This is a genomic window from Streptomyces sp. NPDC057900, assembly GCF_042887885.1.
Classification (GTDB): Bacteria; Actinomycetota; Actinomycetes; order Streptomycetales; family Streptomycetaceae; genus Streptomyces.
In genome coordinates, this window is the sequence record NZ_JBHVOI010000003.1 from 375,240 (window position 1) to 390,412 (window position 15,173).

The following is a 15,173-nucleotide window of genomic DNA, read 5'->3' on the forward strand; positions in this document are numbered from 1 at the left end:
CTATGAGCGTTGTCACCAACACGACCACGATCGGCGCGATCGACGCACCGAGCCGACGCAACACCGAACTGATGATGATGGTCTTCGCCATCGCCATCTCGGTGTTCGCCTACGCCAACGTGGGTCTCGCCATCGACGGCAAGCTGCCGTCCGGCATGTTCGGATACGGCCTCGGCCTGGTCCTGCTCGGCGGCGTCGCCCACCTCGTGGTGCGCAAGTTCGCCCCGTACGCGGACCCGCTGCTGCTGCCGCTGGCCACGCTGCTCAACGGTCTCGGCCTGGTGCTGATCTGGCGGCTGGACCAGTCGCAGCGGCTGATCGACCGTGCCGAGAGCCGATGGGGCAAGTTCACCCCCGACGCCCCCAAGCAGCTGATGTACTCCGCGGTGGGCGTCGCCCTGCTGGTGGCGGTGCTGATCATCCTGAAGGACCACCGCATCCTTCAGCGGTACACCTACATCTCCATGGTGGCGGCGCTGGTCCTGCTGGTCCTGCCGATGTTCTTCAAGTCGGTGAACGGGGCCAAGATCTGGGTCAGTATCGGCCCCTTCTCCATCCAGCCCGGCGAGTTCGCGAAGATCATCATCGCGATCTTCTTCTCCGGGTACCTCATGGTGAAACGTGATGCGCTGGCCCTGGCCAGCCGCCGTTTCATGGGCCTGTACCTCCCTCGCGGCCGGGACCTCGGCCCGATCCTGGTCATCTGGGCGCTGTCGATCCTGATCCTGGTCTTCGAGACCGACCTCGGAACGTCGCTCCTGTTCTTCGGCCTCTTCGTGATCATGCTGTACGTCGCGACGGAGCGGACCAGCTGGATCGTCTTCGGTCTGCTGATGTCGGCGGCCGGCGCCGTGGGTGTCGCCACCTTCGAGCCGCACGTGCAGTCGCGAGTGACCGCGTGGCAGGATCCGTTCTCCTGCTACACGACCGACGTGAGCGGCGCCTGCGAGCAGATCTCCAACGCCATCATGTCCTTCGGTTCCGGAGGAACCCTGGGCACCGGCTGGGGGCAGGGCCACTCCGACCTGATCGGCTTCGCCGCCAACGCCGACTTCATCCTCTCGACGGTCGGTGAGGAGCTCGGACTCGCCGGAATGATGGCCGTCCTGCTGATCTACGGCCTGATCGTCGAGCGCGGCGTCCGTACGGCACTCGCCGCACGTGACCCCTTCGGCAAGCTCCTCGCCATCGGCCTCTCCGGCGCCTTCGCCATCCAGGTCTTCGTCGTCGCCGGCGGTGTGATGGGCCTCATCCCGCTGACCGGTATGACGATGCCGTTCCTCGCCGCCGGTGGATCCTCCGTGATCGCCAACTGGGCCCTGATCGGGATCCTCATCCGGATCAGCGACACCGCCCGCCGCCCCGCCCCGGCCCCCGCGCCTACCTCCGACGCCGAGATGACCCAGGTGGTCCGACCGTGAACAAGCCCCTGCGCCGGATCGCGATCTTCTGCGGCGTCCTCATCTTCGCCCTGCTCGCGCGGACCAACTACCTCCAGTACGTGAAGGCCGACGAGCTCAACACCCGCGACGAGAACCGCCGCGTCCGTATCGAGCGGTACGCCCACGAGCGCGGCGACATCATCGTCGACGGGGGCAAGGCCGTCACCGGGTCCAAGGAGACCAAGGACAGCGACTTCAAGTACAAGCGGGTCTGGCAGGACGGCCCCATGTGGGCCCCGGTCACCGGCTACTCCTCGCAGGCGTTCGACGCGACGCAGCTGGAGAAGCTGGAGGACGGCATCCTCACCGGTAACGACGACCAGCTGTTCTTCGACCGCACCATGTCGATGTTCACCGGCGACAAGAAGCAGGGCGGCAACGTCGTCACCACGCTCAACTCCGCCGCGCAGAAGGCCGCCTTCACCGGTCTCGGCAACAAGAAGGGCGCCGTCGCCGCCCTCGACCCGCAGACCGGCGCCATCCTGGCACTCGCCAGCACGCCCTCGTACGACCCCTCGACCTTCGCGGGCAACTCCGACAAGGACTCCAAGGCCTGGCAGGCGCTCCAGAAGGACAAGGACAAGCCGATGCTCAACCGGGCGTTGCGCGAGACCTACCCGCCCGGTTCGACCTTCAAGATCGTCACCGCGGCCGCCGCCCTGGAGAACGGGCTCTACACCGACATCGACTCCAAGACGAAGTCGCCGGTGCCCTTCCGCCTGCCCCAGACCAGCCAGGACCTGCCGAACGAGGGCAGCATCCAGTGTGAGAACGTCTCGCTCCGGGAAGCGCTGCGGATCTCCTGCAACACCGTCTTCGGCAAGATCAGCGATGACCTCGGCAACCAGAAGATGATCGACCAAGCCGACAAGTTCGGCTTCAACAAGGACATCTTCACCCCGGTCCGCGCCACCGCGAGCATCTACCCCAAGGACGTCCCGCCGCAGAACGCGATGGCCGGCATCGGCCAGGCGTCCAACCGCGCCACCCCGCTCCAGATGGCCATGGTGGCCTCCGCGGTCGCCAACGACGGCAAGCTGATGCAGCCGTACATGGTCGCCAAGCGCCAGTCGCCCAGCCTGGACGACATCTACACCCACGAGCCGGAGCAGCTCAGCCAGCCGCTGTCGGGTGAGAACGCCCAGAAGCTCCAGGAAATGATGAAGACCGTCGTCGAGTCGGGAACGGGCGGCAACGCCAAGATCCCCGGCGTCACCGTCGGCGGCAAGACGGGTACGGCCCAGCACGGTCTCGGCAACAGCGAGAACCCGTACGCCTGGTTCATCTCCTACGCGAAGACCGACAGCGGCTCCCCCGTCGCCGTCGCCGTGGTCGTCGAGGACAGCAAGGCCACCCGCGACGACATCTCCGGTGGCGGCCTGGCGGCCCCCATCGCGAAGAAGGTCATGCAGGCGGTCATCGACAGCAAGAAGTGACGCCCGTCACGCCGGACGCCATATCCGCACGTTGGGATACCGGTCGGATATCAGGTAGGGGCTGCGGGCTGATCACGTAGTGCGCGGCCGGTAGCGTATGCGCGAACAGCACACCGCCGGACCGCACACCGGTGCGGTCAGGACTGACGGAGAGGGCTGGAACAGTTATGGAAGAGCCGCGTCGCCTCGGCGGCCGGTACGAGCTGGGCTCGGTGCTCGGCCGTGGTGGCATGGCCGAGGTATACCTCGCCCACGACACCCGGCTCGGCCGCACCGTAGCTGTGAAGACGCTTCGGGCGGACCTCGCCCGCGACCCGTCCTTCCAGGCCCGGTTCCGCCGTGAGGCCCAGTCCGCCGCCTCCCTGAACCATCCGGCGATCGTCGCGGTGTACGACACCGGTGAGGACTACGTCGACGGGGTCTCGATCCCGTACATCGTCATGGAGTACGTCGACGGCTCGACGCTCAGGGAACTGCTGCACTCGGGCCGCAGACTGCTGCCGGAGCGCACCCTCGAAATGACGGTCGGCATCCTCCAGGCGCTGGAGTACTCGCACCGCGCGGGCATCGTCCACCGTGACATCAAACCGGCCAACGTCATGCTGACGCGCACCGGCCAGGTCAAGGTCATGGACTTCGGCATCGCCCGCGCCATGGGCGACTCCGGTATGACGATGACCCAGACCTCGGCCGTCATCGGCACCGCTCAGTACCTCTCCCCGGAGCAGGCCAAGGGCGAGCAGGTCGACGCCAGGTCGGACCTTTATTCGACGGGTTGTCTGCTCTACGAGCTGCTGACGGTCCGGCCGCCGTTCATCGGCGACTCACCCGTCGCGGTCGCCTACCAGCACGTACGGGAAGAGCCGCAGACCCCCAGCAACTTCGACCCCGAGATCACGCCCGAGATGGACGCGATCGTGTTGAAGGCCCTGGTCAAGGACCCGGACTACCGCTACCAGTCGGCCGACGAGATGCGCGCCGACATCGAGGCGTGCCTCGACGGCCAGCCGGTCGCCGCCACCGCGGCGATGGGCGCGGCCGGCTACGGCGGCTACGACGGGTACGGCAGTGACCAGCCCACCACCGCCATGCGCCCGGCGGACCAGAACGGCGCCCAGACGTCGATGCTGCCCCCGGTCAACCCGGACGACGGCGGCTACGGCTACGACGACCGGCCCGACCGCCGCCGTCAGAAGAAGAGCAACACCTCGACGATCCTGCTGGTCGTCGCGGGCATCCTGGTGCTGATCGGGGCGGTCCTGATCGGCAAGTCGGTCTTCGGTGACACGAGCGGCGGCGACAACACGTTCGCCGCGCCCAACATGGTCGGCAGCACCGTCAAGGAAGCGCAGCGGCTCGCGGACAACGCCACCATCGTGCTCAAGCAGGGCCCGAAGGAAGCGTGCAAGGACCAGCCCAAGAACAAGATCTGCCGGCAGACCCCGACGCCCGACGAGCAGATGTCGGAGAACGAGACCGTGACGGTCTTCGTCTCCACCGGTGCGCCGAAGGTCAGCGTCCCGGACGTCACGGAGAAGTCCGAGGACAGCGCGCGCAAGCTTCTTGAGGACCAGGGCTTCACGGTCAACGTCAAGTCGGTGGAGTCCGCCGACGCCCAGCCGGGCACCGTTCTGGACCAGTCGCCCAAGGGCAACGCCAAGGCCGAGAAGAACTCCGAGGTCGAGATCTCGGTCGCGACGGAGCAACTGCTCACGGTGCCGCCGCTGGACGGCCGCCCGTACGACGACGCGCTGGCCCAGCTCACATCGCTCGGGTTCACCAACGTCGCCAGGAGCGATGTCGACAACGACAAGCCCGCGAACGAGGTGGTCGGGCAGACCCCGGCGGCCAACACGAAGGCGGGCAAGGACGCCGCGATCATCCTGAAGGTCTCCAAGGGCCCGCCGGAGCCGACGACGAAGCCCGTGCCCGAGGTCAGGATGAAGAAGGTCTCCGAGGCCAAGCAGATGCTGAACGACGCCGGCTTCACGAACATCCAGTTCGCGGAGGGCAGCTCCGACGACGACAACGCCATCGTCGCCAACCTCGACCCGCAGCCGAACACCCAGGCAGACCCGGCCTCCACCACCATCACGCTCACCACCATGGGCGGGAACGGGAACGGGGACGGGAACGGTTTCCTGGGCGGGAACAACGGAAACAACGGCAACAACGGCCACTAGCCGACGCGCCACAGCACAGCGTCACAGCACGGGGCCCCGATCACCTCAACGGTGATCGGGGCCCCTCGTGCTTGTCGGTGCCCGGCTCAGCGCAGCTCCGCCGGCAGCGTACGGTCGCGGTCGACCTTCTCCGTACGGACCAGCTCGCCCCACACGATGTAGCGGTACTTCGACGTGAAGACGGGCGTGCACGTCGTCAGCGTGATGTAGCGGCCGGGCTTCTTCTTGCCCGAGCCCTTCGGGACCTCCTGGAGCACGTCGACGTTGTACTTCGACGTCTCCGGAAGCTCCTTGAAGACCTTGTAGATGTACCAGGTGTCCTTGGTCTCGAAGACGACCGCGTCCCCGGTCCGCACCTTGTCGATGTTGTGGAACTTCGCCCCGTGGCCGTCCCGGTGGGCGGCCAGGGTGAAGTTCCCCTTCTCGGCCGAGGGGAGCGCCGACTTCACCGGGTCGGTGTAGTAGCCGGCGATGCCGTCGTTGAGGTTCTCGGTGTCGGTGCCCTTCTTGACGAGCACCTCGCCGTTCTTCATCGACGGGACGTGCAGGAAGCCGATGCCGTCCTTGGTGTCCAGCGCCCCGGGGCCGTCCGCCCAGCGGTCGCGGACGGTGTGGCCCTGCTTGGTGGCCTCGCGGTCGGCGAGCACGTTGGTCCACCAGAGGGAGTAGACGACGAAGAGACCCAGCACCAGGCCCGCGGTGATCAGGAGTTCACCGAAGACACTGACCGCGGTCGCGAAGGGATGGCGGCGCGTGCGCCGCACCACGGGTGCGGACTCGCCGATCTGCTCTTGGTCCTCGGTCCTCGCTGCCACCGCACCGTCCCTGTTCTGATGATGTTCGGCCCGTTCAGTCCACGAGCACGTCGGGCTTCCCCTTGCTGCGCGGCCGTTCGTCGACCATCTTGCCCCAGACGATCATTCGGTACGTACTCGTGAATTCGGGCGTACAGGTCGTCAGTGTGATGTACCGGCCGGGCTTGGTGAATCCCGACTGCGGCGGCACCGGGCCGATCACCGACACATTGGACGGCGAGGTCTGGGGCAGCACACTCGTCATCTCGTACGTGTAGTAGGCGTCCTGCGTCTCGACCACGATCGGGTCACCGGGCTTCAGCCGGTTGATGTAGCGGAACGGCTCACCGTGGGTGTTGCGGTGGCCGGCCAGCGCGAAGTTGCCCTGCTTGTCCGACGGCATCGCCGTGCGCAGCGGCTTCTCGCCGTAGTGGCCGACCATGCCCCGGTCCAGGACCTTCTCCTTGCTGGTGCCCTCGGCGATCGGCGTGACCACGTCCAGCTTCGGGATGTGGATGATGGCGAAGCCCTGACCGGCCTCGAACACGCCGGGGGCACGCTTTCCGCTGGCCCAGTCGTCCTGGATCTTGTGCGTCTCGTTGCCGGCGATCTGGTCGGCGCGCACGTTGGTCCACCACAGCTGGTACGTGACGAACAGCAGCATCAGCACGCCCAGCGAGATGAACAGCTCACCGACCACCCGGCTGACCACGACGGCCGGGCTGTCCTTGGCCGCGCGCGCGGCCCGTCGTGCCTCGACGCGCGACATCGGCTTCGCGGGGGCGGCGGGCTCGGACGCCGTCCCCGTGCCCGTCCCCGGCCGCTGGTCGCCGCGCCTGCGGCCCCGGCCCTTGGCCGCACGCCGACGCTCGGCCCGGCCGCCGGTGCTGTTCGGCTCCGCGTCCGGGGCGTCCGAGGCGTCAGGGGCGTCCGGTACGTCCAGTACGTCCACGGTTTGCGCGCGCCCGTCGGCCGGTACCACCGCCATGACTTCCGTGGCGTCCTCGGCCCCCGGCCCGCGTTCCGGCTCCGGGCGGCGCGGCGGCTGCCGCTGTTGCGGCGGCTGGGACTGCTGCTGCGCGCGGGACGCTATTCGCCGGGTGTCCGCCGTCCGCAGTGCGACCGTCTCGTCGTGGACGGGTGGCACCACGGCCGGGGCGGGCGGGGCAGCCGGAGCAGCGGGGGCGGGCTCCTGGTGGCCGTACCAGTCCCGTTCGTATCCCTCGGGGTCGTACCACTCACGCGGGGGTTCCTGAGCCGCCTGCGGCCCGTGTGGCGCCTGCGGCGACGGCGTACCGGCGGCCCCCCGGCCGCCGTCCGGACCGGCCGCCCTCGCGGGGGTGTTCTCCGCGCGGAACCAGGGGGAGGCGTGCTCCCCGGGCAACGGGTCGTTCAGCGGGTCCGCCAGCTGGCCGACCGCTGCCTCGAACGCGCCCGCGGCCCCGTCCGTCCCCTCTTCGTGCGGGCCGTCCTGACCGGCGTCGCGACCGTGGCGCGGTGGGGTCACGCGACGGCCTTGCCCACCACCGGCGCGAGCCCCGCCGACCTCTCGACGGCTCCGGCGTCACCGCACTGCGCCAGCCAGTTCGCCAGCATCAGGTGACCGTGCTCCGTGAGCACCGACTCCGGATGGAACTGCACTCCCTCGACCGCCAGTTCCCGGTGCCGCAGCCCCATGATGATGCCGTCGGCCGTGCGCGCGGTGACCTCCAGCTCCTCGGGAACCGTGTCCGGCTCCGCGGCGAGCGAGTGGTAGCGGGTCGCGATGAAGGGGGACGGCAGACCGGCGAACACGCCCTTGCCCTCATGGGTCACCGCGGACGTCTTGCCGTGCAGCAGCTCGGGGGCACGGTCCACGACACCGCCGTACGCCACCGCCATCGACTGCATCCCGAGGCAGACCCCGAAGACCGGGACGCCGGTCTGCGCGCAGTGCCGCACCATGTCGACGCAGACGCCCGCGTGCTCGGGGGTGCCGGGGCCAGGCGAGAGCAGGACGCCGTCGAAGCCGTCCTGGGCGTGGGCCGTGGTCACCTCGTCGTTGCGCAGCACCTCGCACTCGGCGCCGAGTTGGTAGAGGTACTGGACGAGGTTGAAGACGAAGCTGTCGTAGTTGTCGACGACCAGGATGCGGGCGCTCATCGGCCGGCCCCCGTCGCGGCCGCGCCGTCGACCGTCACATCGCCGAACGGAAGCAGCGGCTCCGCCCACGGGAAGACGTACTGGAACAGCACGTAGACAACTGCCACGGCGAGCACGAGTGAGATGAACCCGCGCACCCACGCGTTGCCCGGCAGATGACGCCAGATCCAGCCGTACATGCTGACCCCTCCGTATTCGATACGGGACCAGACTAAAGGGCAGAAGCGGGGCCGTGGGTCAGCTGTGGAAAGCCGCGGGCCTTCCGTCGGTGACGGGCTGGGTCGCGTCCAGGTGGGCCCAGGCGATCAGCCGGTGGCTGCTGCCCCATTCCGGGTCGCAGGTGGTCAGCGTCAGATAGCGGCCGGGACCGTCGAAACCGGACTTGCGCGGGACGGGGTCGATGACGCCGATATCGCTCGGCACGGTGCGGTAGGGCTTCTTGTCGATGCGGTACGTGAACCACGTCGTGCCGTCCGTCACCAGCACCGGGTCCCCCGGGCGAAGCTTCGGGAAGTCCTTGAAGGGGTCGCCGTACGTGCGGCGGTGACCGGCCACCGCGAAGTTGCCGGTGGCTCCGGGGCGGGCGGTGCCCCGGTAGTGCCCCAGTCCCTTCTGCAAGGTCTTCACCTCGGTGTTCTCCAGGATGGGCCAGTCCCAGCCCTTTCCGAAGCGCGGTATGTAGAGCATCGCGAACGGCTTCCCGTCGCGGTACGCCTTCGGGGCCGGGGGCTTCGGCGTCTTCGGGGTCTTCGGAGCCGCCGACGAGGCCGGTCCCGACGGGGCGGGTGCGGGTTCGGAGATCGCGCCTCGCGCCCACTGGCGTTGCAGGTCGTCGATCTGGCCCTCGGTCGCACCGGCGGCCTTCACCCCGGTCCAGAACAGTACGTACACCACAAAGAGGACGATCAGGGCACCGATCGTGATGCACAGTTCGCTGAACGTCCTGACGATCAGTCGCACCGACACCGGTCGGCCTCCCCGCAGCTGTCGCTACTTCACCGGCTCCGCATAGTGGAGATCCACTGTGCCCGAGTAGCCGGGAAGAGTCACCGCCCGGCGCTCATCGACTTTCCAGCCGAGCCCGTACGCCTTCACGTACAGCAGGTAGTTCTGGATCGCCGGGGAGGCGTTCAGCGCCTGCTTGAGCTTTCCGGGGTCACCCACGGCCGTGATCTTGTACGGCGGTGAGTAGACCCGGCCCTGGAGGATCAGGGTGTTGCCGACGCAGCGCACCGCGCTGGTGGAGATCAGCCGCTGGTCCATGACCTCGATGCCGCCGGCCCCGCCCTGCCAGAGGGCGTTGACGACCGCTTGCAGGTCCTGCTGGTGGATGACCAGGTCGTTGGGTTGCGGATCGGGGTAGCCGGGGTTGGCGGTGGCGTTCGGCGGGGCGTCGTCGAGGGTGACGGACACGGCCCGGCCGGAGAGCTTCGTGGTGCCGGCCGACCGCTCCAGCGCCTTGAGCCGGGCGTCCTCCGCCTTGGTGCTGCCGTCGTCGCGCTGGGCGAGGGCGTCGATGTCCCCGCGCACGGACGCGGCGGATTCCTCCAGGCCGGCGTTCTTGTCGCTGCGCTGCTGGATGAGGTCGGAGAGCTTCAGCAGCGAGGAGTCCGTGCGGATGTCGGTGCCCTTGGCCGTGTTCGCGCTGGCGACGAAGATCAGACCGGCCAGGGCGAAAACGGCAGCGGTGAGCACTCTGACCGGGTTCCGGAGGGAGCGCCGGACCGGCCCTGGGGGAGAGTCGGCAGAATTGCTCAACGTACCCTTATCTCCTTCGGCGCCACGGAAGCACTACGCTAACGGACGCCCGGGGGAGGCAGGATTTCCCCCTCGCGCCACGCCCGGCGTCAGCCAACAGTTCCCTGCGCGGTAACGCAGCGCATCGACAGGAGAGTTCCTCGTGCCGAAGTCACGTATCCGCAAGAAGGCCGACTTCACGCCCCCTCCGGCGAAGCAGGCAACGGCTATAAAGCTGACCAACCGCAGTTGGGTGGCGCCGGTCATGCTGGCGCTCTTCCTGGTCGGCCTGGCCTGGATCGTCGTTTTCTACGTGACCGACGGCGACCTGCCGATCAAGGCACTGGGGAACTGGAACATCGTCGTCGGCTTCGGCTTCATCGCAGGCGGCTTCGGCGTCTCCACCCAGTGGAAGTAGCCGGACCCGGCCGGAAGTAGCTCCGCCGAGCACGTAGCACCACAGCGGACCCCGGTTCCGCAACCCTTGCCCTGAGTTACCCACAGCGTTATCCACAGGCGGGGGAAAAGGTCAGACGATCTGTGGATAACTCCTTGGCCGTTGACGCCGGTGTGACCGCAGCCGCCCCTCACTCGGGCGGTACGCCCCTTGTCCCTGCTGGAAAAACCCAGCTCAGCGACAAGGGGCGCAGTTGTACCCACTGAATGCACAAGATCAGGTACACGCTGTGGACAACTTCGATCACAAACGGTCCGTACTGAGCTGACAGCGCACTCTCTACGTCAGTTACGCCAGTGACGCTGTTCTGAGGACCACGATCAGGATCACCACGACCAGGGCCAGGGCGCAGGCGCCGTACTGCACCGGATTCCGCCGCTCGCGCGGGGCGTGCACCATGGCGATCGCGATCAGCGTGCCCGCGACCAGCCCGCCGACGTGCGCCTGCCAGGCGATCCCGCCCCAGGGGTTGAAGGTGATGATCAGGTTGATCGCGAGGAGCGCGAAGACCGGGCGCATGTCGTAGTTGAGCCGGCGCATGAGCACGGCGGTGGCGCCCAGCAGTCCGAAGATGGCGCCGGAGGCACCCAGCGAGGGCTGGTTCGGCGCGGCGAGCCAGTAGGTCAGGGCACTGCCCGCCAGCCCCGAGAGCATGTAGAGCGCGAGGAAACGGGCGCGGCCGAGCGCCGCCTCCAGCGGACCGCCGAGCCACCAGAGCCCCAGCATGTTGAAGGCGATGTGCCACACCTCCTGGTGCAGGAACATCGACGTGACCAGCCGGTACCACTGGCCCTCGGCGATCCCCTCAAGCGGACCGCCGTAGTAGAAGTTGGCGCGGCCCAGCAGCACCAGATCGTCGACCAGCGCGCTGTTGGCCAGCACCGCGACGAACACCGCGATGTTGATCCCGAGCAGGATCTTGGTGATCAGCCGGGGGTCCGCCGCGACCGATCCGCCGGCGATGGTGCGCGGCCGGCTGGCGGCGGGGCTGTGTCCCGTACCGGATCCCTGCCGGACGCAGTCCGGGCACTGGAAGCCGACCGAGGCGCTGACCATGCAGTCCGGGCAGATCGGGCGGTCGCAGCGGGTGCAGCGGACCCCCGCCTCCCGGCCCGGGTGGCGGTAGCAGGTGACCGGACCGCCCACGGGAGCGGACGCGTTCTGCTCGCCCGGCGGCTGCTGGTCCATCGGTCCCATCACTTCCCGGTCCCCTCGGTCCTCATCATCGCGGCGGGGCACACCGAGCGGCCCCGCACGTCCGTTCTGTCATCAAGTACGGACGGGCGGGGCAGTTGGTTCCCGAACGGACCGGAGAGTGAGCGGCCGACTACGTTCGGCGCTCCGCGCTCAGCGCTTCTCGACGACGACCGACTCGATGACCACGTCCTCCAGGGGGCGGTCGGTGCGCGCGTTGGTCGGGGCGGCCGCGATGGCGTCGACGACCTTCTGGCTCCCCGGGCCCACGACCTCACCGAAGATGGTGTGCTTGCCGGTCAGCCAGGCGGTCGGCGACACCGTCAGGAAGAACTGCGAGCCGTTGGTCCCCGGGCCGGCGTTCGCCATGGCCAGCAGGTACGGCTTGGTGAACGCCAGATCAGGGTGGAACTCGTCACCGAACTCGTACCCCGGGCCGCCCGTGCCGTTGCCCAGCGGGTCGCCGCCCTGGATCATGAAGCCGCTGATGACGCGGTGGAAGACGGTGCCGTCGTACAGCCGGTCCTGGGACTTGTTCCCGGTCGCGGGGTGGGTCCACTCGCGCTCACCGGTGGCGAGCTCGACGAAGTTCCTGACCGTCTTGGGCGCGTGGTTCGGCAGAAGCCGGATCTCGATGTCGCCCTGATTGGTCTTCAAGGTGGCGTAAAGCTGCTCGGCCACGATCTGCCTTCCGTAAGTCTGCTCTGACGTCCACCGATCCTCGCACGGACCACACCCCGCGTCGCCCGTCCCGGCCCCGCCGCACAAGGGTCCCGCCACGGCCCCGGGCGAAACGAATGCGGCCAAGTGCGTGACGAACCGGCGCGTGGCGGGCCGAACCATGGCATTGTCGTCGACAGGCTCCCCTTGCACCTCATTGCCCGAGGGTGTCCCTCATGACCTGAATAACCCGGATGCCCGCCCCGCGTGCCGCGCAGGCCCCGAGTAGGCATGATCTCGAATTGGGTGGACAGGCGGAGTACCAACCCGCCATCAAGGAGGAGGATCCCGTGACCCGCATCGACAGCGTGCGCGCCGCAACCGACTCGGCGAGGGACAGCGTGCAGCACGCCGCGGAAGTGGCGGCCCCTTACGCCGACACGGCCAGGGAACAGGCCGTTCACTACGCGCACGAGGCCCGTACGCTGCTCGCGCCGAAGGTTTCGAAGGCAGCTCAGCAGGCCCGCGTCCAGTACGGCGCGCACCTCGCACCACGTCTCGAACTCGCCCGTACGCATGTGCCCCCGAAGGTCGACGAGGCCGCGCAGCGCGCCGCCGTCCGCACCCGTCAGGCGGCCCGGAGCGCGGCCGACTACACCGTGCCCCGCGTCGAGCAGGCGATGGCCGCGGCCCAGCCGGTCGCCCAGGAGGCCAGCGCCCGCAGCGCCGCCGCGCTGGCCGCCCTGCGCGGGCAGGTCACGGCGAAGGAGATCAGAAAGCTGACCCGCAAGCACGAGCGCCGGGCCAGGGCGGGCCGGGCGTTCAAGGGGCTGGCCGTGGTCTCCGTACTCGCGGGCGGCGCGTACGCCGTCTGGCGCTGGTGGGACAAGCAGGCCAACCCCGACTGGCTGGTCGAGCCGCCCGCCCCCACCGAGGTCGACGACCGCGCCCCGCTGACCTCGGTCGACGGCAGCGGCTCGACGGTCCTCGACCCCGACGTCCGGGCCAAGCAGGCCGACGCGGAGGCGAACGGGCCGGACGGACCGGACGGCGTGGACGGCACGGACCTGGACGACCGCCCCTGAGCGGCGGAATCAGTACGGAGAACGGGCGCCGGAAGACCTTGAGGTCTTCCGGCGCCCGTCAGTCGTCCTGGCCCGCGACGGGCACGTGCCGCGCGGCGGCCCAGGAAGCGAGGATGCGCAGCCGCTCGTGCGTGGGGGAGCCGGCCTCCGCCGTCCACACGACCAGCCGCTGGTCGGGATCGGTGCTGGCGGTCAGGGTGTCCCAGTCCAGGCTGAGCTCGCCGACGACGGGGTGGTCCAGGACCTTGGTGCCCACGCTCAGTGTGGCGACGTGGTGGGCGGCCCACCACTGGCGGAAGTCCGCGTCCCGCACGGAGAGTTCCCCAACCAGGGCGGTCAGCCGGGGATCGTCCGGATACTTCGCCGCCTCCATGCGCAACTGCGCCACGGCCGTGCGGGCAACGCTTTTCCAGTCGGCGTAGAGGGTGCGCATCACCGGATCGGTGAAAAGTATATGCACGTAATTTCTGCGCTTTTCCGGAACGGCGCCGAAGTCGGTGACCAGTGCCCCTGCCAGAGAATTCCAGGCGATGACGTCCATTCGCCGTCCCATGACGATCGCCGGAGTGGACGTGAGGTCGTCCAGGACCCTGCGCAATTGCGGCTGGACCCTCTGCAGTGCGCGGCGGCGCGGCCGGACGGCTTCCTTCCCCGCCAGACCGAACAGGTAGCGGCGCTGGTCCTCGTCCAGCCGCAGCGCCTCGGCAACCGCCTTCAGGACGGGCGCCGAAGCCGGCATGCGGCCCTGTTCCAACCGGGTGTAGTAGTCGGTGGAGATCGCCGCGAGCTGCGCGACCTCTTCCCTTCGCAGCCCGCTCACCCTGCGCGGCCGTCCGCTCTCGGGCAGCCCCGCGGCGCGGGGGGTCAGCGCGGCACGGCGGGACTTGAGGAACTCGCCCAGCTCGTTGAGATGCGGCTGTGAACTCATGCACCCAGTCTGGCAGGAAGGGCCCCGCGCGTAAGGGGGAGGAATCTGTCCCAGGATGTTTTTACACAGGAGGAAAGTCTCCTCTTTTCTGGCTCACACACGGATGCCAAGGTGAATGACATCACCGGATGGCACACATACGAGTCCTTCACCGCACGACCCTTTCGTGCTCTGTGCCGTACGGGACTCCTCCTTCCCGAGCCTTTCAAGGAAGCACTTCCCATGAGCAAGGTCATTTTCCTCACCGGTGCCGGACGCGGACTGGGCACCGATATCGCCCGCAGGGCCCTGAAAGCCGGCCACCGGGTCGTGGCCACCGGCCGCAACCCGCAGAGGGTTCTCGAAGCCCTCGGCGGCGAGCACGACAGCCTCCTCGCCGTCGCCCTGGACATCACAGAGCCGGCCGCCGCCCGCGCCGCGGTCGAGGCCGCCACCGCGAGGTTCGGCCGGATCGACGTACTCGTCAACAACGCCGCCATGTTCCAGGCCGGCTACTTCGAGGAGATCTCCGACGCCCAGATGCGGGCACAGATCGAGACGAACCTGTTCGGTCCGATGAACGTCACCCGCGCCGTCCTGCCCGTCATGCGCGCCCAGCGCTCCGGTCACGTCATGGCCGTCTCCTCGATCGCCGGTCTGGTCGGCCAGGAGTTCTGCGTTGCCTACGCCGCCTCCAAGTTCGGCCTTGAGGGCTGGATGGAGTCGCTGCGCCACGACGTCGAACCGTTCGGCATCAACACCACGATCGTCGAGCCCGGCTTCTTCCGGACCGAGCTACTGGTGGACGCCTCCACCAGCTGGGCCGAGCTGTCCCTCGACGACTACGCCGAGCGCACCGCCGAGACCAAGAAGATGTGGCAGTCGATGAACGGCCGGCAGGACGGTGACCCCGTCAAGCTCGCCGACGCCCTGATCGAGGTCATCGGCCTGGACCAGCCGCCGCGGCGATTCGTCGCCGGGGACGACGCCATCCTCACCGCAGAGGCCAAGGGCAAGGAGATCACCGCCGAGGCCACCGCCTCCCGCGCCCTGGGCTCCGGCCTCTCCCACGACGAGACCGCCTGACCTGCCGCGCCCGCCCCGCCCGAGAAGCACCGCATGGAACCAGAGGAGCA

The 15,173-nt window shown here is 68.6% G+C and carries 15 protein-coding genes; 6 read left to right on the plus strand and 9 right to left on the minus strand.

All coding sequences use genetic code 11. The features are described from left to right. The first annotated feature begins 2 nt into the window (after positions 1–2). From ACFVQ0_RS15985 to pknB, 3 genes are all read left to right on the plus strand, one after another. Complete coding sequence (locus ACFVQ0_RS15985; protein WP_390088379.1) at positions 3–1,421, plus strand: FtsW/RodA/SpoVE family cell cycle protein; 1,419 nt, start codon at positions 3–5, stop codon at positions 1,419–1,421. Beyond that, positions 1,418–2,878: a peptidoglycan D,D-transpeptidase FtsI family protein gene (locus ACFVQ0_RS15990; protein WP_390088381.1), complete on the plus strand. Its 1,461-nt coding sequence runs from the start codon at positions 1,418–1,420 to the stop codon at positions 2,876–2,878. Before ACFVQ0_RS15985 ends, ACFVQ0_RS15990 begins: the two co-directional genes overlap by 4 nt. 167 nt (positions 2,879–3,045) lie before the next feature. Beyond that, positions 3,046–5,061 carry a Stk1 family PASTA domain-containing Ser/Thr kinase gene (gene pknB, locus ACFVQ0_RS15995; protein ID WP_390088383.1) on the plus strand — a complete coding sequence of 672 codons (2,016 nt, stop codon included), beginning with the start codon at positions 3,046–3,048 and terminating at the stop codon, positions 5,059–5,061. Between the two features lie 86 nt (positions 5,062–5,147). On the opposite strand, the gene ACFVQ0_RS16000 is transcribed toward pknB, so the two are convergent. The 6 genes from ACFVQ0_RS16000 to ACFVQ0_RS16025 are packed head-to-tail and all read right to left on the minus strand — an operon-like array spanning position 5,148 to position 9,755. Then, entirely contained in the window at positions 5,148–5,876 is a 729-nt protein-coding gene (locus tag ACFVQ0_RS16000; protein WP_390088385.1) for a class E sortase, read from the minus strand. 34 nt (positions 5,877–5,910) lie between these two features. Next, positions 5,911–7,362 carry a class E sortase gene (locus ACFVQ0_RS16005; RefSeq protein WP_390088387.1) on the minus strand — a complete coding sequence of 484 codons (1,452 nt, stop codon included), beginning with the start codon at positions 7,360–7,362 and terminating at the stop codon, positions 5,911–5,913. Then, positions 7,359–7,997: an aminodeoxychorismate/anthranilate synthase component II gene (locus tag ACFVQ0_RS16010; protein ID WP_390088389.1), complete on the minus strand. Its 639-nt coding sequence runs from the start codon at positions 7,995–7,997 to the stop codon at positions 7,359–7,361. The genes ACFVQ0_RS16005 and ACFVQ0_RS16010 overlap by 4 nt, the downstream gene beginning before the upstream one ends. Next, positions 7,994–8,176, minus strand: a complete 183-nt coding sequence (locus ACFVQ0_RS16015) for a hypothetical protein (RefSeq protein ID WP_390088391.1) — start codon at positions 8,174–8,176, stop codon at positions 7,994–7,996. The genes ACFVQ0_RS16010 and ACFVQ0_RS16015 overlap by 4 nt, the downstream gene beginning before the upstream one ends. A 58-nt stretch (positions 8,177–8,234) precedes the next feature. Then, positions 8,235–8,963: a class E sortase gene (locus ACFVQ0_RS16020; protein WP_390088392.1), complete on the minus strand. Its 729-nt coding sequence runs from the start codon at positions 8,961–8,963 to the stop codon at positions 8,235–8,237. Between the two features lie 24 nt (positions 8,964–8,987). Then, positions 8,988–9,755: a DUF881 domain-containing protein gene (locus ACFVQ0_RS16025; protein WP_390088394.1), complete on the minus strand. Its 768-nt coding sequence runs from the start codon at positions 9,753–9,755 to the stop codon at positions 8,988–8,990. Between the two features lie 142 nt (positions 9,756–9,897). On the opposite strand from ACFVQ0_RS16025, the gene crgA reads away from it, so the two are divergent. Further along, complete coding sequence (gene crgA / locus ACFVQ0_RS16030; RefSeq protein ID WP_024489488.1) at positions 9,898–10,152, plus strand: cell division protein CrgA; 255 nt, start codon at positions 9,898–9,900, stop codon at positions 10,150–10,152. 327 nt (positions 10,153–10,479) lie between these two features. Here the strand turns inward: crgA and ACFVQ0_RS16035 are convergent, their stop codons facing one another. Then, positions 10,480–11,379, minus strand: coding sequence for a rhomboid family intramembrane serine protease (locus tag ACFVQ0_RS16035; protein ID WP_390088868.1), 900 nt, complete (start codon positions 11,377–11,379; stop codon positions 10,480–10,482). 159 nt (positions 11,380–11,538) lie between these two features. Beyond that, positions 11,539–12,066: a peptidylprolyl isomerase gene (locus tag ACFVQ0_RS16040; protein WP_390088396.1), complete on the minus strand. Its 528-nt coding sequence runs from the start codon at positions 12,064–12,066 to the stop codon at positions 11,539–11,541. 329 nt (positions 12,067–12,395) lie between these two features. Between ACFVQ0_RS16040 and ACFVQ0_RS16045 the strand changes: the two genes are divergently transcribed. After that, positions 12,396–13,130 (plus strand): DUF5324 family protein, encoded by a 735-nt coding sequence (locus tag ACFVQ0_RS16045; RefSeq protein ID WP_390088398.1) that lies wholly within the window; start codon positions 12,396–12,398, stop codon positions 13,128–13,130. Between the two features lie 58 nt (positions 13,131–13,188). On the opposite strand, the gene ACFVQ0_RS16050 is transcribed toward ACFVQ0_RS16045, so the two are convergent. Beyond that, entirely contained in the window at positions 13,189–14,058 is an 870-nt protein-coding gene (locus ACFVQ0_RS16050; protein ID WP_390088400.1) for a helix-turn-helix domain-containing protein, read from the minus strand. Positions 14,059–14,280: 222 nt separating this feature from the next. Between ACFVQ0_RS16050 and ACFVQ0_RS16055 the strand changes: the two genes are divergently transcribed. After that, positions 14,281–15,123, plus strand: a complete 843-nt coding sequence (locus tag ACFVQ0_RS16055; protein ID WP_390088402.1) for an SDR family oxidoreductase — start codon at positions 14,281–14,283, stop codon at positions 15,121–15,123. Positions 15,124–15,173 lie beyond the last annotated feature (50 nt).

Excerpts from the sequence above, each read along its gene's own strand:
- ACFVQ0_RS15985 (WP_390088379.1), top strand. The coding sequence starts at position 3 with ATGAGCGTTGTCACCAACACGACCACGATCGGCGCGATCGACGCACCG.
- pknB (WP_390088383.1), top strand. The coding sequence starts at position 3,046 with ATGGAAGAGCCGCGTCGCCTCGGCGGCCGGTACGAGCTGGGCTCGGTG.
- ACFVQ0_RS16010 (WP_390088389.1), bottom strand. The coding sequence starts at position 7,997 with ATGAGCGCCCGCATCCTGGTCGTCGACAACTACGACAGCTTCGTCTTC.
- ACFVQ0_RS16015 (WP_390088391.1), bottom strand. The coding sequence starts at position 8,176 with ATGTACGGCTGGATCTGGCGTCATCTGCCGGGCAACGCGTGGGTGCGC.
- ACFVQ0_RS16035 (WP_390088868.1), bottom strand. The coding sequence starts at position 11,379 with ATGGACCAGCAGCCGCCGGGCGAGCAGAACGCGTCCGCTCCCGTGGGC.
- ACFVQ0_RS16050 (WP_390088400.1), bottom strand. The coding sequence starts at position 14,058 with ATGAGTTCACAGCCGCATCTCAACGAGCTGGGCGAGTTCCTCAAGTCC.
- ACFVQ0_RS16055 (WP_390088402.1), top strand. The coding sequence starts at position 14,281 with ATGAGCAAGGTCATTTTCCTCACCGGTGCCGGACGCGGACTGGGCACC.